This is a genomic window from Propionivibrio pelophilus DSM 12018, assembly GCF_059569095.1.
In genome coordinates, this window is sequence record NZ_JCANUT010000032.1 from 25,240 (window position 1) to 44,052 (window position 18,813).

The window sequence follows — 18,813 nt, forward strand, 5'->3', positions numbered from 1 at the left end:
GATCAGACAGTAAAGCCGAAAGAGCGGAGCAGGTTGGCGGTCTCGTGCAGCGGCAACCCCATCACGCCGCTGTAGCTGCCGGAGAGGTGTTCGACGAACATCCCGGCGCGGCCCTGGATGCCGTAGGCGCCGGCCTTGTCCATGGGTTCGCCACTGGCGACATAGCGCCGGATGTCGGCCTCGTCGAGGACGCCGAAAGTCACTTCGCTGATCGACGTGACGGTCTCGACCCGGCCTTCGAAGGCGATGGACACCGCGGTCAGCACCCGGTGGCTGCGCCCGGCAAGGCGGCGCAGGATACGCTGCGCGTCGGCGGCGTCGAGCGGTTTGCCAACGATTTCACCGTCGACTTCGAGCGTGGTGTCGGCAGCCAGTACCGGTTGCGGCATCAGCCGCCGCAGCAGCACCGTGCGCCAGCCGTGTTCCGCCTTGGCGCGCGCCACCCGTTCGACATAAACCTCCGGAGTTTCGCCCTCGTGTGTCGATTCGTCGACGTCGTCGTCCTGGCGCGGCGGTTCGCGGAAAAACAGGGTGTCGAACTGGACGCCGATCTGTGTCAGCAACTCGCGCCGGCGCGGGCTGCGCGAGGCGAGATAGATGCGGGGGTTGCGAGTGTCGATTGCCATGAGGGTCAGCCTTCGCGGTGATACGGGTGGTTCCTGACCACGCTCAGCGCACGATAGAGCTGTTCGCACAGCACCAGGCGGGCCATGGCGTGCGGCAGGGTCAGACTGGAGAGGCGGATCATCGTGTCTGCACCCGCCTTCACTTCCTCGTCGATGCCGTCGGCGCCACCGATGACGAAGGCAGTGTCGCCGCCTTCGCGCATCCAGTCTTCAAGCCGCTGGGCCAGCTTCAGGGTGGTCAGGTCGGCGCCTCGCTCGTCGAGCACGACGGTGCGGGCGTAGCCCTGCAGCGCGCCACGCAAGCGGACCTTTTCGGCGGCGAGGAGTTGTTCGCGCGTCTTGCCACCGCGCGGTTCCGGCTTGATCTCGACCATCGCCACGGGCAGTTCGCGGGGCATGCGCTTGATGTACTCGGCACAGCCGGCGGCGACCCAGTCAGGCAGCTTGTGGCCTACCGCGAGGATGCCCAGTTTCATTGTTTTACGCGCCGGCCGTGGCCGCCCGACGCACGCGCTCGGGGCCCTTGCCGCCCCACAGCTCTTCGAGGTTGTAGTAACTGCGGATCGCCGGCTGCATGACGTGCACCACGATGTCGCCGAGGTCGACCAGCACCCATTCGCCGCCGTCCTCGCCTTCGGTCGAGAGAATTTCACCGCCCGCTTCGCGCACCTTGTCCTCGACGTTGCGCGCTAGCGAACGGACCTGCCGGTTGGAGTCGCCGCTGGCGATGACCAGGCGTTCGAACAGCGGCGTGAGCTTGGCTGTGTTGATGACTTCGATGTCCTTGCCCTTGATGTCTTCAAGGGCAGCCACGACGATTTTTTCGAGTTGGGCAGCTTTCATTGGCGATTCAGTTCTCCGTGTAGAAATGATGAGTGCGGATGTGCTCAAGCACGCAGTCCGGCGCCAGATAGCGGGCGCTCGCACGATTGGACAGCAGGGTACGGATCCGGGTTGCCGAAATGTCGAGCGGGGTCATCGCGAAGCTGACGATGCTCCCCGCCGGGCTTGTCGTCAGCCGTTGCGGGTCGGTGCAGGCGCGTTGCCGGAAGACTTCCGCGAGCGCCGTCGGCAGCTGCTCCGCCTCGACGGCGTAGCCCGGACGGTGGGCCACCGCGACATGGGCCAGTTCGAACAGTCGTTCCCAGCGGTGCCAGCCGGCCATGTTGGCAAAAGCATCTGCGCCGACCAGCAAGACCAGCGGTTGTTGCGGACCATAAACGTCGGGGCAACGGAGGCGCTCGAGGGTCGGGACCGTATAGCTGGTCTGTTCCGCATCGACTTCCGCGGCATCGAGTTCAAAGCGGGGATTGCCGGCAATAGCCAGGCGCACCATGTCGAGGCGCTGCCGGGGGCCGACGCGGGGCGTATCGCGCAAGGCCGGCTGACCGGCGGGAATCCAGCGCACCTTCGCCAGTCCCAGCGTATCCGCCGCCTCCTCGGCGAGGCGCAGATGGCCGAAATGCACCGGGTCGAAGGTGCCGCCGAAGACGCCGACCACCACCTCAGTCGGCATCGCCCAGGTTGCCGAAAACGTCGCGGTAGCTGACGTAGAAGCTGGCATAGACCGTCGGCAGCAGCACCATGCTGAGCGCCACGGTAAACATGGCGGCCAGCGGGCCGCCGCCCCCCAGAGCGCCGAGCAGACGCGGCACGAATACGCCGAGAGTGCCCACGGCCAGCGAATAGGTGAGAAAGGCGCGCCAGTTGCGTGCCGAGGCGACCAGGCTGAAGAACAGCGACTTGCCCGCCGACATGTCGTGCCAGGCGGCCAGCACCGGGGCGAACCAGAACGCCATCATCACCGGGACGAGCAGCACGATCGCCAGTTGGGCGGCGATGAACACAGACGTCCCGGCCAGCGCTTCCGGGTCGGGCATTTCACCGATCACCAGCATGCGGAACAGGATGCCGCCATCGAACAGCGCGGACAGCCCGAGAATGCCCATGCTGGCCACGACATAGGTCGCGCCGAGCGCGAGCAATGCCTGCAGGTTGCGATGGAAGCCGGAGAAAAGCACCTGCGGCGGCATGGCGTCGTCGTCGTCGATGATCCGGCAGGCGTTCATCAGGCTGACGGAAAAGGCCGGAATCAGCACGAAACTGATAATCTGGCCAAGATACGGGACAGCCGAGATGACAGCCATCGACAGCCAGTAGCCGAAGACGAGGAAGGTAAGCAGCACCGGCTTGCGCCGGAAAATCGCGAAACCTTCGATGAGCCAGCGCAGGCCGCGGCTGGCCGGAAGCGTTGATGCTTGCATGGGGTTACAACGTGTCAGTGAGCAAGGAAAACGTCCTGATAGGACGCGTAGAGCGTGCCGGAGAGCACCGGCACGAGGACCAGGAAACCCAGGCCGACCGGCAACGCGGCAAAGAAGGTCAGGACGAAGATGACCAGGCCGAGAATCAGGAACGGCAGGATGTTCTTCAGGCAGGCATTGAGGCTGGCCTTGCAGGCGTCGACCGGCGGCATGTTGTTGAAGAACACCAGCGCCGGAGCGAACCACATGGCCATCGCCAGCGGCACGAGCAGCAGCGACGAAAGCAGCATGGCCAGCAACGAACCGCCGAGCAGCACGCCGAGGCCGGAGGGCCCGGCCATCATCATGCCGCCGGCCAGCGAACCGCTGAACAGGACGAACACCACCAGGTTGATCGCCAGCATCGCGACCATGAAGATCAGGCCGAGGAAGATCAGCGGCGTAGTGCCGGCGCGGAAGCCGGCGGCAAGGTGTTGCAATTCGATCGTGCCGGAAACGCTGGCATTGCGGCACATTGCCAGCAGGCCGGCGACGACGACCGGGGTGAGCAGGCAGGCCAGCAGCGGCCCGGCGAACCAGACGATGGACAGCGCAAAAAAACCGACGATCAGGATGACCGTCGCGGCGATCCAGACGCCGGGATTGGCCAGGAAGATTCCCCAACCGAGTCGCAGCCATTCGAACGCCGCGCCGGCGCCGACATCGCGGCTGCGCCCGTCGAAAGCCGGTGCGGAAATGGGAAACGGCTCCATGCCGAAAGCGTTATGGCAGCGACACGGGGATCAGAAGGTGCCGATCACCCATTGCGGCACGCTCAGGCCGGGGTTTCCCGGGCCTTCCTGGCGCACGAAGGAGCCCTCGCCAGTCGGGTCGATCAGGATGTACGGCTCGCCCCGTGTTGGCGTCACCCGGATCTTGTACAGGCGGCCGTTGACCCGGTATTCCTCGACCGTGGCGCCTTCGCGCTGGCGGATGGTGACCTGCGGCTCGATGTCGTTGTCGAGCGGTTCGACGACAGGCGGCTTGTGGTCAGCGGCGGCCGGCTTGTCAGCGGGAGCCTGGGCCGATGCCGCGCCGGCCGTGACGGCCAGGGCGAAAAGGAGGAAATAGGGGCGGCGCATGGGGAAAATCCGGGGGCAGAGAGTCGCGATTGTATTACAGATTGAGCAGCATCTCCCGCTCGCTGGGCAGCGGGGCGAAGCCGCGTGTTTCGTAGTGTTTGAAGATGGCCTCGACGATCTCTTCCGGCGTGTCGATGACCTGGATCAGACCGAGATCCTCGGGATCGATCATCCCCTCGCTGACCAGCGTCGCGCGGAACCAGTCGACCATGCCGTTCCAGAACGGCTTGTGCACCAGAATGATCGGAATCTTCCGCGCCTTGCCGGTCTGGATCAGCGTCAGGGCTTCGAGCAATTCGTCGAGCGTGCCGAAGCCGCCGGGCATGACCACGTAGGCGTCGGCGAAGCGCACGAACATGTACTTGCGCGCAAAAAAGTGGCGGAAGCTCTGCGAGATGTCCTGGAAGCCGTTCGAACTCTGCTCGTGCGGCAGCTGGATGTTCAGGCCGACGCTGGGCGACTTGCCGTGGAAGGCGCCCTTGTTGGCCGCTTCCATGATGCCCGGGCCGCCGCCGGAAATCACCGAGAAACCGGCATCGGAGAGCTGCCGGGCGATCTTTTCGGTGAGCTGATAGTAAGGCGAATCGGGCGCCGTGCGCGCGCTGCCGAAGATCGACACCGCCGGGCGGATTTCGGCCAGCCGCTGCGCCGCCTCGACGAACTCTGACATAATGCCGAACACCCGCCACGCCTCATGCGAGGCCGCGAATTTCGCGGCAGCCGGGTCTGCCAGGTGCGGAATCTTTCCTTTTTCGGTCATCGTTTTCTTCTTTCTTGAATATGCCAACCCTGCTGCTGGTCGACGGATCGTCCTATCTCTATCGCGCCTTTCACGCCATGCCCGACCTGCGCAATTCGCAGGGGGAGCCGACCGGCGCCATCTACGGTGTTCTGAACATGCTGCGCCGCCTGGACAGTGACACCAAGGGGCAGGACGTAGCTTACAAGGCCTGCGTCTTCGATGCCAAGGGCAAGACCTTCCGTGACGACTGGTACCCGGAGTACAAGGCACACCGGCCGCCGATGCCGGAGGATCTCGCGGCGCAGATCGCGCCGATCCACGCCTGCATCGAGGCCTCCGGCTGGCCGATCCTGATGGTCGACGGCGTCGAGGCCGACGACGTGATCGGCACGCTGGCCCGGCAGGCTGCGGCACAGGGCATTCACGTCGTGGTGTCGACCGGCGACAAGGATCTGGCGCAGCTCGTTGATGCGCACGTCACGCTGGTCAACACGATGAGCAACGAAACGCTTGACGAGGCCGGCGTGCTGGCCAAGTTCGGCGTGCCGCCGACGCACATCGTCGACTACCTGGCGCTGATCGGCGACACCGTCGACAACGTGCCGGGCGTCGCCAAGGTCGGCCCGAAGACGGCGGTCAAGTGGCTGGCGCAATACGGCTCGCTCGACGGCGTGATGGCCGCGGCCGGCGACATCGGCGGCGTGGTCGGCGACAACCTGCGTCAGGCGCTCGATTTCCTGCCGCTCGGCAGAAAGCTCGTAACCGTCCGCTGCGACCTGGAATTGCCGGTACAACCAACCGACCTCGCGCCGCGCCCGCTGGAGCGGGAGAAGTTGGTCGAGCTGTTCAGCCGCTACGAGATGAAGTCGTGGCTGAAGGAGGTCAGTGCGGGTGGAGAAACGCAGCAGGCCACACCGGCAAAGGCGGCCGACACCGCCCCGGCATCGCTGCTGCCGACACCCGAGCGGCACTACGCGACGATCGTCGACTGGCCGGCCTTCGACGCCTGGTTGGCGAAGATCGAATCCGCGCCGCTCGTCGCCGTCGACACCGAAACGACCAGCCTCGATTCGTTCGCGGCGCGCATCGTCGGCATTTCCTTCGCCGTCGCTCCGGGCAAGGCCGCCTACATCCCGCTGGCACACGACTATGCCGGCGCGCCGGAACAGTTGCCGCGCGAAGAGGTGTTGGCACGGCTAAAACCCTGGCTCGAATCAGCGAAGCACGCCAAGATCGGCCAGCACCTCAAGTACGACGAGCACGTCTTCGCCAACCACGGCATCGCGCTGGCCGGCGTCGCGCACGACACCCTGCTGCAGTCCTACGTGCTCGAAGCAGGCAAGTCCGGCGTCCGCGGACACGACCTCGGCCAACTCGCGCAACGCCATCTCGGACTGGAAACGATCGCCTACGAAGACCTGTGCGGCAAGGGCGCCAGCCAGATCGGTTTCAACCAGGTGGACGTTGCCAAGGCGGCCGAATACGGCGCCGAGGATTCCGACCTGTGCCTGCAACTGAATGACCGGCTCTTTCCGCAGATCGCCGCCAGCGAAGGGCTTTCGCGCGTCTACGGCGAAATAGAAATTCCAGTGCGCGAGATCCTCTTCCGCATGGAGCGCTGCGGCGTGCTGATCGACACCGACCTGCTCACGCAGCAGAGCCACGAACTCGGCAAACGCCTCGTCGAGCTTGAACAGCAGGCGCACGAACTGGCCGGACAGCCGTTCAACATCGCGTCGCCGAAGCAACTCGCCGAGATCCTGTTCGCCAAACTGGGTCTGCCGGTGAAGAAAAAGACGCCTTCCGGCACGCCATCCACCGACGAGGAAGTGCTCTCTGAACTGGCGCTCGACTACCCGTTGCCGAAGGTGCTGCTCGAATCGCGCCAGCTCGCCAAGCTGAAGGGCACCTACACCGACAAGCTGCCGAAGATGGTCAACGCGCAGACCGGGCGCGTACACACCAGCTACGCGCAGGCGGTGGCCGTCACCGGCCGGCTGGCCTCCAGCGACCCCAACCTGCAGAACATCCCGGTGCGCACCGCAGAAGGACGGCGCATCCGCTCGGCGTTCATCGCGCCGCCCGGCGCCAGCATCGTCTCAGCCGACTACTCGCAGATCGAACTGCGCATCATGGCGCATCTTTCGGAGGACGCCCGCCTGACGGAAGCCTTCGCCCACGGCGAGGACGTGCACCGCGCCACGGCGGCGGAAATCTTCGGCGTCACGCCGCTCGAAGTCGGCCCCGACCAGCGGCGCGTCGCCAAGGTGATCAACTTCGGCCTGATCTACGGCATGAGCGCCTTCGGTCTCGCCCGCCAGCTCGACCTCGAACGCTCCGCCGCGCAGAGCTACATCGAGCGCTATTTCGCCCGCTATCCAGGTGTGGCGAAGTACATGGAGAGCACGCGCAACACGGCGAAGATGAACGGCTACGTCGAGACCGTCTTCGGTCGCCGCCTGTGGCTGCCGGACATCACCGCCGCGCAGGTCGGCCGCCGTCAGGGCGCCGAACGCGCGGCGATCAACGCGCCGATGCAGGGCACCGCCGCCGACCTCATCAAGCTGGCGATGATCGCCGTGCAGGGATGGATCGATCGGGAAAAACTGCGGACCAAGCTGGTCATGCAGGTGCACGACGAACTGGTGCTCGAAGTGCCCGACGACGAACTCGTGCGCGTACGCGTCGAACTGCCCCCGCTGATGACGCAGGTGGCTAAACTACGGGTGCCGCTGGCAGTCGAAGTCGGTGTCGGCGCCAACTGGGACGAAGCGCATTAAGAGTGAGGCCGGAATGAATAGATCACGGGCAATCAAGCTGTTGCAAGAGAGCAAACCGTGCTGTCGGCGCGCTTCGGCGTGACGCAGCTGGCACTGTTCGGGTCGACAGCACGAGATACGGCAACTGCGGAGAGCGATATCGACGTACTGGTCGCTTTCGATGGGCCTGCGACGTCCGAGCGTTACTTCGGCGTCCAGTTCTATCTGGAAGACGTATTCGGCAATCCGGTCGATCTGGTGACGGAAAAAGCCTTGCGCGCCGAGCTGCGGCCATTCATCGAACGGGAGGCGGTGCATGTCTGATGGCAGCACGCGCGAATGGCGTTTCTATCTTGACGACATGATCGGCTTTGCAGAAAAAGTTCTTGCCTACACCGACGGTCTGGATCAACCGGGGCTCGTCGCCAGCGGCCTGAACTACGACGCAACCGTGCGCAATCTCGAACTGATCGGCGAAGCAGCAACGCATCTGCCGGATTCGGTGCGCTCCTCCCACCCGCAAATCCCCTGGCGCATGATCATCGCGACCCGGAACCGCCTGATTCACGGCTAGCTCGGTATCGACAACGATACGTTGTGGAGCATCATCCACGACGACGTTCCCACACTTTTGGCGCAGCTACAGCGGCTCAAGCAGTCCGTTTAGGCGAGCGCGGTTCTCAAGGCGCGACCCGACAATTGTGTCGAGTCGCGCCATTCTGCTATACCCGGAACCGCCCCATCTGCGTCCGCAGGTCTTGCGCAATGTGCTCCAGCTCAATGGCCGTATCGGCGGTGCTGCGGATGGTTGCCGTGGTTTCCTCGACCATCTGGGCGATCTGCTCGACGCGCTGGGCGATCGAGGTGCTGGCGGCGCCCTGCTCCTGCGTCGCCGCGGCGACTTCGCGCACGCGTTCGAGAGTACGCCCGGCGCCGCCTTCGATGGCCTGCAGCGAATCGCTCGCCGAACGGGCCAGCTGAACGCCTTGCTCGACTTCCGGCAGCGCCTCGTTCATCGCGCCGACAGCACCGACGGTGTCGTTCTGGATGCCGGCGATCATCTGCTCGATTTCGGTGGTCGCGTTCGACGTCCGTTCGGCCAGCTTGCGCACCTCGTCGGCGACGACCGCGAAGCCGCGGCCCTGCTCGCCGGCGCGGGCGGCCTCGATGGCGGCGTTCAGCGCCAGCAGATTGGTCTGCCCGGCAATGTCCTTGATCACGTTCGCAATCGAGGAAATCTGCACTGCCCGGCCTTCCAGCGCACGGATGCGCTCCGAAGCATCCACCACCGTGCTGGCGATCTTCTGGATCGCCTCGGTCGCCTGGATCACCCGCCCGCTACCTTCGCTGGCCTGACTCATCGATTCGCGCGAGTCGTTCTCGGTGTCGCGCGCGCTGTCGGCGATGTGTGTCGAGCTGACCGTCAGTTCCTCGATCGCCGCGGCCATCGCCGAGGTCGCGTCGGCCTGCTGATTGGCCGCGACCGACACTTCGCTCGACGCGCGGTTGATCTGTTCGGCGTGTTCCACCAGGAGCGTGGCATTGTTGTTGATCTGCTGGACCAGTGTGCGCAGCGAGACGACCATCGCCGCCAGCGCATGCAGCAGGCTGCCAGGCGGCGGCGAATCGACCGAGGCGGTCAGGTCGCCGTCGGCGACGCGCTGCATGACTGCGACGGCAGCAGCGGGTTCACCGCCCAGTTGTTTCAGCACGCTGGACACGATGCGCCAGCCAAGAAGCATGAGCAGGATGACGAGAACCGCTGAAATGCCGCCGAGCACCATCGCTGTACGGCGGAACTGGGTGTCGACGTCGTCGATGTAGATGCCGGTTCCGACGACCCAGCCCCAGGGTTTGAACAACGCGGCATAGCCGAGCTTGGGCTCGGCCTTCTGTTGTCCGGCACGCGGGAACCAGTAGTCGACGAAACCGCCGCCCTGATTGGCCACCTTGACCAGTTCCTGGATCAGCAGCTTGCCGTTGGCGTCCTTCATGTCGCCCTTGTTCTGCCCTTCGAACTCGGTGCGCGGCGGCAGCAGGACGTAAACGTGATTGGTGTCGAGGATGAAGTAGTAGTCGTTGGCACCGAAGCGTACGTTACGCAAACTCTCCTTGGCGGCCTGCTTCGCCTCTTCATCGGACAGCTTGCCACTCTGGGCCAGCTTCTGGTGGTACTCAAGGACGCCGAGGCTGACTTCGATGAGGTTTTTCGTCTTTTCCTTGCGGTCTTCGAGCATGCCGCCCTTGAGTTGCAGCAAGGCGATGATGCACAGGATGAGCAGGCCGACCAGCGTCAGCCCGATCAGTAACTGCATGCGCGTCGAAACACGCCAGGAATTGAATCCGCTCATGGTCTCCCCCGTGATGTTAGAACTACCAGTTCCATTTAACGCGGGATGGGGAGGATAAGCAATCCCTTAAAATGCTGAGGTGCGGCTGGTGCGATTTAGCCGATGGCCAGAGCGACGTTTCCCTTCACCGTGCCACTGCAGGCCAGTACGTAGCCGGCGGCGATCTCCTCCGGCGTCAGCGGCACCGTGCTCGTGCTTTCCACCTCACCATCGATGACCTTGCACTTGCACGAGCCGCAGACGCCGGTGCGGCAGGCGCCGATGATCGGCAGCCCTTCGCGCTCGAGCACGTCGAGCAGCAGTTCGCCGACGGCGATTTCCGCCGTCCTGCCGAAGTCCGGCACGTGGAGGCTGAAGCGCTCGGCGTCTTCGGTAACCGCCACGCACGCGGTCTGGAAGTTCTCCCGGCGAATCGCCTCGTCATCCAGGCCGGCGTCGCGCAGCCAGGCGCTGACGTCGTCCATGTAGCTCTCCTGGCCGCAGAGATAGGCGCGCGTGCCCAGCCGATCGGGCAACAAGATCTGCAGGCGGGCGGCGTCGAGACGGCCGTGATGGCAGGGGGTGCGCCCCTGCGGCCGGGTCAGGAAGAGGTGCAACTTCAGGTTGACGTGCTGGGCGGCCAGCGCCAGCAACTCGTCGCGGAAGATGAACTCGTCCTCGCTGCGCGCGCTGTGGAAGAAATAGATATCGGTCGCTGCGCGCGTTTCGAGCAGCCAGCGTGTCATCGACATCATCGGCGTGATACCGCAGCCGGCGGAAAACAGGGCAACATTGGCCGGCACGTCGGCCGCCTGCAGGGAGAAGTCGCCTGCCGGCGCCAGCGCCGGCAGTTCGTGCCCGGGGCGGACATGGTCGAGCAGCCAGTTGGAAACCAGCCCGCCGCTCACCCGCCGGACGGTGATCGACAACGTTTCCGGCCGCGTCGGACTCGACGAGATGGAATAGGCGCGCCAGTGGGTTTTGCCGTCGATCGTCGCACCGACGGAGATGAACTGGCCGGGCAGGAAATGAAAGAAGGCCCCGGTGGTCGAATACAGGACAAAGGTCGCGGCATCGGGCGTTTCCTCGAGGCGCTCGATGCAGGTGAGCGGCGAATCGCCCTGCCAGAAAAGGTGGTGTTCTGTGATGGTGTTCATGGCGTGTAACCAGAGGGAGACAAATCCGTCACCCCGGATTGCACCGGGGTGACGGGCGGCGTTGCGACGTCAGGCTCAGGCCGCGAGCATTTCCTTGAGGTCGTCCTCGACGTTCGAGATCAGGCGCAGGCCGAACTGCTGGTTCAGCGTGGCGATCAGGTTCGGGGTGAGGAAGCCGGGCGCGGTCGGACCGACGCGGATGTCCTTGATGCCGAGCGAAAGCAGCGTCAGCAGGATGACGATGGCTTTCTGCTCGAACCACGACAGGACCAGCGACAGCGGCAGGTCATTGACCCCGCAGCCGAAGGCGTCGGCCAGCGCCAGCGCCAGCTGGATCGCCGAGTAGGCGTCGTTGCATTGGCCGACGTCGAGGAAGCGCGGGATGCCGTTGATCTCGCCGAGTTCCATGGTGTTGAAGCGGAACTTGCCGCAGGCCAGCGTCAGGATCACGGTGTCCTTCGGCGCGGCCTTGACGAAATCGGCGTAGTAGCTGCGCTCCTTCTTGTCGCCGTCGCAGCCGCCGACCAGGAAGAAATGCTTGATGTTGCCGGCCTTGACCTGCTCGATGACCGCCGGCGCGGCGCCCATCAGCGCGTTGCGGGCAAAACCGGTGGTGGTGTAGACCGGCTCGGCATCGCTGGCGAAGCCCGGCTGCGCCAGCGCGGCGTCGATCGCGGCGGAGAAATCGTCGCCGTCGATGTGCGTCACGCCCGGCCAGCCGACGATGCTGCGGGTAAAGATGCGCGCGCCGTACTGGCCGACGTTCGGGTCGATGATGCAGTTGGAGGTCATCACGATGCTGCCCGGGAAGGCAGCGAATTCCTTCTGCTGGTTCTGCCAGGCCGTGCCGTAGTTGCCGACGAGATGCGCGTACTTCTTGAACGCCGGATAGCCGTGCGCCGGCAGCATCTCGCCGTGCGTAAACACGTTGATGCCCTTGCCTTCCGTTTGCTCGAGGATCAGTTTCAGGTCGTGGTAATCATGGCCGGAGACAAGAATCGCCTTGCCCGTGATCGGCTGCGTGTTGACGCGCGTCGGCTCGGGGTGACCGAAGGTTTCGGTCTCGCCCGTATCGAGCATTTCCATGACGCGGTAGTTGAGCGTGCCGATGTCCATCGCGCACTGGAACAAGGCGCCGGCGTCGCCCGGCTGGGTGCCGAGGTAGGCCATGATTTCATGAAAGCGGCCGGCGACCTGGGCGTCGGTCTGGCCGAGCACGCGGGCGTGTTCCATGTAGGCGGCGGCGCCTTTCAGGCCGTACAGGCAGAGCAGGCGCAGGCCGATCACGTCCTCGCCGACTTCCTTCTTGCCGCGGTTCAGGGCGAAGGACAGCGCATCGCTGAGCATCACCGTCTTGGCATCGGGCAGGCGGTAGTGGGCGGATGCAGGCAGTTTTTCCGGGGTGACGCCCTGAGCGGCGCAGGCGGCTTCGTAGCGGACACGCAGATCGTTGCGGCAGGCTTCGGCGCGGCGGGAAAAATCGATGATGCGCTCGGCGTCGAAGTTGACGTTGGTCAGGGTCGAGAAGAAAGCCTGCGGCACATAGGCGTCGATCTCGGCATCGACGACGCCGACCTTGCGCGCGGCGACGGCGTAGGTCGACACGGCCTGCAGCAGGTGCACCAGCATGTCCTGCAGATCGGAGACCTCGCTGGTCTTGCCGCACATGCCGCGCGCAAAGCTGCAGCCGGCGTCGCCTTGGGGGGTACGGATGGTGTGTTCACATTGCACGCAAAACATGAGAGATCCTCGTTGGTTGGGATGAATGACGGGATCGTCTATTGCGAGGAGCGTGCCAGAATTGCAGGCAGTTGATTTTCAACGCTATTGCCCGACCCGAAGCAGGCCAGGGAGTCTGATTGACCCGCAACATGACCGAGTCCATATGACCCCAACGTGTCAAATAGACTCAGCCTTCAGTAACGCAACACGCGAGCGAGAAAGGCGGCCAGCAGCGGGTGTTGCGGCCGGTCGAACAGGGTATCCGACGGCCCTTCTTCGAGCGCCTGCCCGTCGGCGATGAACACGCAACGGTCGGAGACGTGCCGGGCGAAACCCATGTTGTGGGTGACGATGATCAGGTCGCGGCCTTCGTCGCGCAGCTCGGCGATGAAATCGAGCACCTCGGCGGTCATTTCCGGGTCGAGCGCCGAGGTCGGCTCGTCGAAGACAAGGAAGCGCGGCTTGATCGCGATGGCGCGGACGATCGCCACCCGCTGCTGCTGCCCGCCCGAAAGCTCTGCCGGTTTCTGATGTGCGTGACGCGAGAGCTGGAAGCGTTCGAACAGTGCCGCGACGATCGCCTCCGCTTCCTCGGCAGGAACGCCGTGCACCCGAACCAGCGGCAGCAGGACGTTTTCGCGGGCAGTCAGGTGCGGAAACAGGTTGTAGGCCTGAAACACCGTGCCGATACCGCGCCGGTGCGCAAGCAAGGCTGGTTCGGAGAAATCCAGCGTCTGCCCGTCGATGCGCACGCTGCCGCCGTCCGGCGCAGTCAACCCGGCGAGGATGCGCAGCAGCGTCGTCTTGCCGCCGCCCGACGGGCCGATGATCGCCAGCGAGTGAAAGTCCGCAAGGGACAGCGTGACCTCGCGCAGCGCCTGGCTTTCGCCGAAGCGCTTGCTGACCTGGCTCAACTCAAGCCGCAAAGCGGAACCTCCGTTCGAGGATGCGGCCGAGCAGCGAGATCGGCAGGGTCAGCAGCAGGTAGCCGACGGCCAGCGGCAGGTAGCTCTCCAGCGTGCTGTAGGTGAAGGCGTTCACCTCCTGCGCGTTCAGCGTGAATTCGCTGACGGCGATGATCGACAGCAGCGACGAGTCCTTGATGATCGAGGCGAACTGCCCGGCCAGCGGCGGCACGAGTTGGCGCACCACCTGCGGGAAGACCACGTAGCGGTAGGTCTGCGCCGGCGTCAGGCCGATGGCGCGCGCCGACTCGAGCTGCGAGTCGCGGATGCTCTCGATGCCGGCGCGGATCATCTCGGCCAGGTAGGCGCCGGCGAACAGCGACAGCGCGAGGACACCGACGAGATAGCGGTTCTCCAGTCCGAAGGCGTTGGCCACGACGTAGAACAGGATCAGGATCTGCACCAGCAGCGGCGTACCGCGAATCGCCTCGACGTAGAGCACGGCGCTGTAACGCAGCGGCAGGAAGAGCGACCGCCGGGCCAGCGCGGCAACCAGCCCGATCAGCAGGCTGGCCCCGAGCGACACGGCGGAAATCACCACGGTCATCAGCCAGCCTTGCAGGAACTTCTGCCGGTACCCCCAGATCGCCTCCCAGTTCCAGCCGTAATGCAGCTGGGCGAAGGCAAAGCTGAACAACCCGGCGGTCAGGATGGCGACCAGGCACCAGGAAACCACTTGCGCCGTTCGGGCAAGCGGTTTCCCCGGCGGCGGAGCGAACAACAGGCTCAAGGGACGTGGCGCCGAGTCACATGAAGAATGCCGAACCCAGGCGCTTGAACTCGTCCTTCATTTCCTTCAGGTAACGATCGCCGAGGCGCTCGAAACCGCCCTTCGCGCGATAGTCCTTGAGGAAGGCGTTGACCTTGCCGCGCAACTCGTCGTTGCCCTTGCGCAGGCCGACGGCCCACGACTCCTTCTGGAACGGATCGAGGATCGCCCGCGTGGTTTCCTTGTGGCGCTGCCAGTTCTGGTAGGTCGACATCTGGTCATAGATGAAGGCGTCGGCCTTGCCCTGCGAGACTTCGAGCACCGCGGCCGATTCCTTGTCGAGCACGAGGAGCTCTGCGTTCTTCAGGTTGGCCGTCGCGTAGAGGTGGCCGGTCGTTCCCTTCTTCACCGCGACCTTGACGCCCGGCTGGTTCAGGTCGGCAATACCTTTAATTCCCTGCGCGGTCGAGTCCTTCTTCAGCAACAGGCACAGCCCGGTGGCGATGTACGGATCGGAGAAATCGATCGACTTCGCGCGCTCGGCGGTAGCGGTCATCGAGGAAATGACCAGATCGACCTTGCCGGTCTTCAGTGCGGGAATCAGCCCGTCCCAGGCGATGTTCTCGATCACCGCCGGCCGCCCCAGTGCCTGCGCCAGATCATTGGCCAGGTCGACGCTGATGCCGCTCGGCTTGCCCTGCGGATCGGTCATCTCGAACGGCGGGTAGGCCAGCTCCATGCCGACGACCAGCGGCTTGGCCGAATTTACCTTGTCCGCCGCTCCGGCCGGCGCAACGAGAATCAACAGTGCCGCCGCGGTGGCGAAAAAGACTCGGAAAGGGGCACGGATTTGCAGTTTCATCGGAACGCTCCTTGGAGATGACTCGATTGGTTGCCATTCCAGCATAGCCGCCGGGACGCACATCCAGAACAGGATTCTCCCCGAATATTCCATCGCCCGAAAGCTCGTCGAGATGAACCACGGCTCGGCCAGGTTACATCAATGCACCTCGGCAAGACGGGATAGGGGTCAAGCAAGTAAGATAGCGATGTAGCGAGGAGGCACATCCAGGATGTCGCGGGGAAAAGCACTTCCGCCCCCCTCGTCGCGGCAGTACTTCCTGTGGGGAGTCCTCGTAATTCATAACCATCTCCAATGAAAGGATCCGTCACATGCCCGAATTTTGTAACCCATTCTCCGTGTTGAAAAATGACCGCACACTGACGAACAAGGAACTGGTTCGCGCCATCCGATTCATGATCGCCGCGGAATATGAAGCGATCCAGTTATACCAGCAAACCGCCGAGAGCACGGACAACGAATTGGCGAAACGCGTTCTTCTGGATGTGGCCGATGAGGAGAAGGAACACGCCGGGGAATTCCTGCGTCTGCTGAAGGAACTGGATCCGGACGAGGAAAAATTCTACGAAGAAGGCGGCGAAGAAGTCGAAGAAATGATCGAGAAGCTGAAGAAATAGCCCTCCATTGAAGGCAGTCGCCATGTCGTTGCAGCGGAATTCCGTTCAACACGCGGTGGTTGCCCGCAAGAAGCACAGAAATTCGATGGACCGATCCTTCCTCTCTCGCCCGGGCCTGCATTTTTCCCTCGCGCTGCTCGCCTTCGTCGCCGTTATCCGTCCAGGTGTTGCGGCCGGAGTCAACGGCGAGTGGATCGGACTTGGCCGAACCGAGAACTTCCGCGCCTATCTCGACCAGAGTTCGGTGCAACGCAACGGCGACCTCGTGCGCGTCTATCAGTTGACCGATTTCGCAACGGCGCAATGGGTCGACGAGCGCACCGTCGTCGGCTCGATCCGCTCGCTGGTCGAGTACGACTGCAGCCAACCGCACGCGCGGACGCTCGCCCTCGAAGCGTATTCCGAGCAGATGGGAGAAGGGCGGCTGGTGGCCAGCGAGCAGAAGCCCGATGCTCCCTGGGAGGGTATCGCGCCGAGCGGCATCGGCGAGAATACGCGCAAGCTGGTTTGCAGGAAGTGACGGTCGCCGCGCGAACGAACTATCGCCCGCTCAACCCTTTATTCCGAGTCGCCGTGCAAGCCGCTGCAGGTTGGCCCGGTCGACTCCGAGTTGCTTCGCCGCCTGCGTCCAGTTGCCTGAACATGTGGAAAGCGCACCGACAATCAACTGGCGCTGGTAGGCATCCACAGCCTCGCGCAAGCCGGCTGGCATGGCCACCGGCACTGCCGGCGTCTTGGCGGCAACGGTGTCGAACGTTCCGGTAACGGCCGGCAAACCCAGGTCGTCCGGCTGCACGACCACACGGACCGGGTCGCGTTGCGCGGCTTTCAGGCTGGCGCGTAGCAGCAGGTGTTCCAGCTCGCGCACGTTGCCCGGCCAGTCGTAGGCAGCCAGCACGGGGAAGGTCTGCGGGTGCAGGTCGATGCGCTCGATGCCGAGCTTGTGCCGCGCCATGTCGAGGAAGTAGCCGGCCAGCACGGCGAGGTCCTCGCGGTGCTCGCGCAGCGGCGGGACAGCGATCGGATAGACATGCAGGCGGTGGTAAAGATCGCTGCGGAAGCGCCCGGCTTCGACCTCGTGGTACAGGTCGCGGTTGGTCGCGGCAATGATGCGCACGTCGACGCGGATCACCTCGTCGGCGCCGACGCGCTGGATCTCTCCCTGCTGCAGCGCGCGCAGCAGCTTGGCCTGCAGGCTGAGCGGCAGTTCGCCGATCTCGTCGAGGAACAGCGAGCCGCCGTGCGCCAGTTCAAATTTCCCGGCGCGATCGGAAATGGCGCCGGTGAACGCGCCCTTGCGATGCCCGAACAGTTCGCTTTCGGCGACCGATTCCGGCAGCGCGGCACAGTTGATCTGCACCAGCGCCTGCTCGTTGCGCGCCGACTGGGCATGCACCGTGCGCGCAACGAGTTCCTTGCCGGTGCCGGTTTCGCCGGTGATCAGCACGGCCAGGTCGGTCGCCGCGACGGTGGCGATCTCCTGGCGCAACTGGCGCATCGCCCGACCGTTTCCGATCAGGTTGCCCTCGCGGCGGAAGGCCTCCTGCATCAGGTCGCGGGCGATCGCCCGCTGCCGCTCGCTGGCCTGCTCGAGCGCGCGGATCAACGCGACGTTGCGCAGGGTGGCGGCGGCCAGCGCGGCGAAGGCGCCGATCGTCGCGTCCTGCACCTCGTCGAAGGCGTGTTCGTCGAGCGCGTCGAGGGTAAGCACGCCGACCAGTTCGCGGTCGACGTGGAGGCTGCAGCCGAGGCAGGCATGCACGCGCCCGTCGCCGTGGGTATCAATGGCCATCAGGCCGTCGAACGGGTCGGGCAGGTCGCTGTTCGCCGGGAAACGGACCGGATTGCCGGCATTCAGGATTGTCGCCAGTCGCGGGTGTGCCGCCGGATCGAAGCGCCGCCCCATCAGATCGGGTGCCAGGCCGACGCTGGCCATCGGGATCAGCTGGCCGTCCCGCAGATGCAGCAGCGACACCGCATCGCACGGCAGCACCGAGCCGATGGCCGACACCAGCCGCTGGAACTGCACCTCACCCGGCATGGTGTTGGAGAGATCGACGGCGATCTGCCACAGGGCGCGATCGATGGCTTTCTGGAAACGCATGAACTTAAAAACCTCACCGCAAAGTCGCAAAGGCGCAAAGATCGCAAAGGAAACGCTGAACTACCCGTCACCCCGGCGAAGGCCGGGGTCCAGTTCGTTGAAGTTCATGGATTCCGGCCTTCGCCGGAATGACGAATCTTCAATGAACCAGCACGTTCCCAAAGGGCCAAAAGTAGCGAAGGAGGCAGAGTATAGGACGAGATACGGCGAAAACTGAACCCGTGCTCCGCGGGCCGGTCAGACCCGGCAGGACGGGTCATCAACGAAGAGGAAGCGATGGACGGAACGTACGAAGTACAGGACGAACTCTATCAATGCGTCGGCTACTGCCAGGCCGATGAAGACAGTGGCTGTTGCCTCGGCTGCGGCCGGCCGCTATACCCGCCGGCTTTGAGCGCAGCCGCACGGCCTTCGGAGGTCACAACGGAAAACCGCTTCCCGGTTGATCCACTGATGTAAAAAAAGCCGCGGCGGCGGTTGCCGGCGCGGCTCTCTTTTTGTGCGCCCGGCACGGGCGCACTCCTGCGGGTGCAAGTCCCGCCGTAAGTTGATCACAGCGAACGAAGTGAAGCGCAACTGCGTGAGGGTGACCGAGCGTGGGAAGGAAGCGTGGATCGTAATCTGCGAGCCGATGGACAAGAACCGGATAGAAGGCGCTGCCGAGCAGGGCGAGCGGGCAAAGGACCGCGAAGCTCTCGTGATCAAGACGAAGCGGCGTAGATCTGGCGGTTGTGCAGAGAAGGAGTGCGTTCTTACCCGGGGAGATCTCGCCTTGTGCCTGAAAGGGCGACGTGGGACCACGGAGCGAGAAGTCAGCAAAGGCCATAGTAGTTGC

At 64.3% G+C, this 18,813-nt stretch carries 20 protein-coding genes; 5 read left to right on the forward strand and 15 right to left on the reverse strand.

Features of this window, described 5'->3' with window-relative positions:
• Nucleotides 1-2 precede the first annotated feature (2 nt).
• The 8 genes from BO74_RS13300 to BO74_RS13335 are packed head-to-tail and all read right to left on the reverse strand — an operon-like array spanning nt 3 to nt 4,771.
• The gene (locus BO74_RS13300) at nt 3-626 is read right to left on the reverse strand and encodes a Maf family protein (protein ID WP_496442857.1); all 624 of its coding nucleotides are present in this window, start codon (nt 624-626) and stop codon (nt 3-5) included.
• 5 nt (nt 627-631) lie between these two features.
• Nucleotides 632-1,102 carry a 23S rRNA (pseudouridine(1915)-N(3))-methyltransferase RlmH gene (gene rlmH / locus BO74_RS13305; RefSeq protein ID WP_496442858.1) on the reverse strand — a complete coding sequence of 157 codons (471 nt, stop codon included), beginning with the start codon at nt 1,100-1,102 and terminating at the stop codon, nt 632-634.
• A gap of 4 nt (nt 1,103-1,106) precedes the next feature.
• Nucleotides 1,107-1,469 (reverse strand): ribosome silencing factor, encoded by a 363-nt coding sequence (rsfS, locus tag BO74_RS13310; RefSeq protein WP_496442859.1) that lies wholly within the window; start codon nt 1,467-1,469, stop codon nt 1,107-1,109.
• A gap of 7 nt (nt 1,470-1,476) precedes the next feature.
• On the reverse strand, nt 1,477-2,142 hold the full coding sequence (gene nadD / locus BO74_RS13315; RefSeq protein WP_496442860.1) for a nicotinate-nucleotide adenylyltransferase: 666 nt from the start codon (nt 2,140-2,142) through the stop codon (nt 1,477-1,479).
• Nucleotides 2,132-2,890, reverse strand: a complete 759-nt coding sequence (locus tag BO74_RS13320; protein WP_496442861.1) for a BPSS1780 family membrane protein — start codon at nt 2,888-2,890, stop codon at nt 2,132-2,134. The genes nadD and BO74_RS13320 overlap by 11 nt, the downstream gene beginning before the upstream one ends.
• Before the next feature lie 14 nt (nt 2,891-2,904).
• Nucleotides 2,905-3,642, reverse strand: coding sequence for a BPSS1780 family membrane protein (locus BO74_RS13325; RefSeq protein ID WP_496442862.1), 738 nt, complete (start codon nt 3,640-3,642; stop codon nt 2,905-2,907).
• Nucleotides 3,643-3,672: 30 nt separating this feature from the next.
• On the reverse strand, nt 3,673-4,011 hold the full coding sequence (locus BO74_RS13330; RefSeq protein ID WP_496442863.1) for a DUF2782 domain-containing protein: 339 nt from the start codon (nt 4,009-4,011) through the stop codon (nt 3,673-3,675).
• A gap of 34 nt (nt 4,012-4,045) precedes the next feature.
• Nucleotides 4,046-4,771, reverse strand: coding sequence for an LOG family protein (locus BO74_RS13335; protein WP_496442864.1), 726 nt, complete (start codon nt 4,769-4,771; stop codon nt 4,046-4,048).
• 20 nt (nt 4,772-4,791) lie between these two features.
• Here BO74_RS13335 and polA point away from each other — a divergent pair, with 20 nt between their 5' ends.
• Genes polA through BO74_RS13350 form a run of 3 tightly spaced genes read left to right on the forward strand, consistent with a single transcriptional unit; the run spans nt 4,792 to nt 8,086 of the window.
• Nucleotides 4,792-7,533, forward strand: coding sequence for a DNA polymerase I (gene polA / locus BO74_RS13340; RefSeq protein WP_496442876.1), 2,742 nt, complete (start codon nt 4,792-4,794; stop codon nt 7,531-7,533).
• A gap of 57 nt (nt 7,534-7,590) precedes the next feature.
• Complete coding sequence (locus BO74_RS13345) at nt 7,591-7,836, forward strand: nucleotidyltransferase family protein (RefSeq protein ID WP_496442865.1); 246 nt, start codon at nt 7,591-7,593, stop codon at nt 7,834-7,836.
• Nucleotides 7,829-8,086 (forward strand): HepT-like ribonuclease domain-containing protein, encoded by a 258-nt coding sequence (locus BO74_RS13350; RefSeq protein ID WP_496442866.1) that lies wholly within the window; start codon nt 7,829-7,831, stop codon nt 8,084-8,086. The genes BO74_RS13345 and BO74_RS13350 overlap by 8 nt, the downstream gene beginning before the upstream one ends.
• A 148-nt stretch (nt 8,087-8,234) precedes the next feature.
• Here BO74_RS13350 and BO74_RS13355 read toward each other — a convergent pair whose 3' ends face one another.
• The 6 genes from BO74_RS13355 to BO74_RS13380 form a co-directional block, all read right to left on the reverse strand.
• Nucleotides 8,235-9,863 (reverse strand): methyl-accepting chemotaxis protein, encoded by a 1,629-nt coding sequence (locus tag BO74_RS13355; RefSeq protein ID WP_496442867.1) that lies wholly within the window; start codon nt 9,861-9,863, stop codon nt 8,235-8,237.
• A gap of 95 nt (nt 9,864-9,958) precedes the next feature.
• Nucleotides 9,959-10,999: an FAD-binding oxidoreductase gene (locus tag BO74_RS13360; RefSeq protein ID WP_496442868.1), complete on the reverse strand. Its 1,041-nt coding sequence runs from the start codon at nt 10,997-10,999 to the stop codon at nt 9,959-9,961.
• 75 nt (nt 11,000-11,074) lie between these two features.
• On the reverse strand, nt 11,075-12,739 hold the full coding sequence (hcp, locus tag BO74_RS13365) for a hydroxylamine reductase (protein WP_496442869.1): 1,665 nt from the start codon (nt 12,737-12,739) through the stop codon (nt 11,075-11,077).
• A 176-nt stretch (nt 12,740-12,915) separates the two neighbouring features.
• Nucleotides 12,916-13,647: an amino acid ABC transporter ATP-binding protein gene (locus BO74_RS13370; RefSeq protein ID WP_496442870.1), complete on the reverse strand. Its 732-nt coding sequence runs from the start codon at nt 13,645-13,647 to the stop codon at nt 12,916-12,918.
• Complete coding sequence (locus BO74_RS13375; RefSeq protein ID WP_496442871.1) at nt 13,637-14,416, reverse strand: amino acid ABC transporter permease; 780 nt, start codon at nt 14,414-14,416, stop codon at nt 13,637-13,639. Before BO74_RS13375 ends, BO74_RS13370 begins: the two co-directional genes overlap by 11 nt.
• Before the next feature lie 16 nt (nt 14,417-14,432).
• Nucleotides 14,433-15,257 (reverse strand): transporter substrate-binding domain-containing protein, encoded by an 825-nt coding sequence (locus BO74_RS13380; protein ID WP_496442872.1) that lies wholly within the window; start codon nt 15,255-15,257, stop codon nt 14,433-14,435.
• A gap of 311 nt (nt 15,258-15,568) precedes the next feature.
• Here BO74_RS13380 and encB point away from each other — a divergent pair, with 311 nt between their 5' ends.
• Both encB and BO74_RS13390 read left to right on the forward strand, forming a co-directional pair.
• A complete protein-coding gene (encB, locus tag BO74_RS13385) occupies nt 15,569-15,874 on the forward strand; it encodes an encapsulin nanocompartment ferritin-likeEncB family encapsulin nanocompartment ferritin-like cargo protein cargo protein (RefSeq protein WP_496442873.1) in 306 nt (101 codons plus the stop codon).
• 85 nt (nt 15,875-15,959) lie between these two features.
• On the forward strand, nt 15,960-16,394 hold the full coding sequence (locus tag BO74_RS13390; protein WP_496442874.1) for a surface-adhesin E family protein: 435 nt from the start codon (nt 15,960-15,962) through the stop codon (nt 16,392-16,394).
• Nucleotides 16,395-16,424: 30 nt separating this feature from the next.
• On the opposite strand, the gene norR is transcribed toward BO74_RS13390, so the two are convergent.
• Nucleotides 16,425-17,978 carry a nitric oxide reductase transcriptional regulator NorR gene (norR, locus tag BO74_RS13395; RefSeq protein ID WP_496442875.1) on the reverse strand — a complete coding sequence of 518 codons (1,554 nt, stop codon included), beginning with the start codon at nt 17,976-17,978 and terminating at the stop codon, nt 16,425-16,427.
• Between the last annotated feature and the right edge of the window lie 835 nt (nt 17,979-18,813).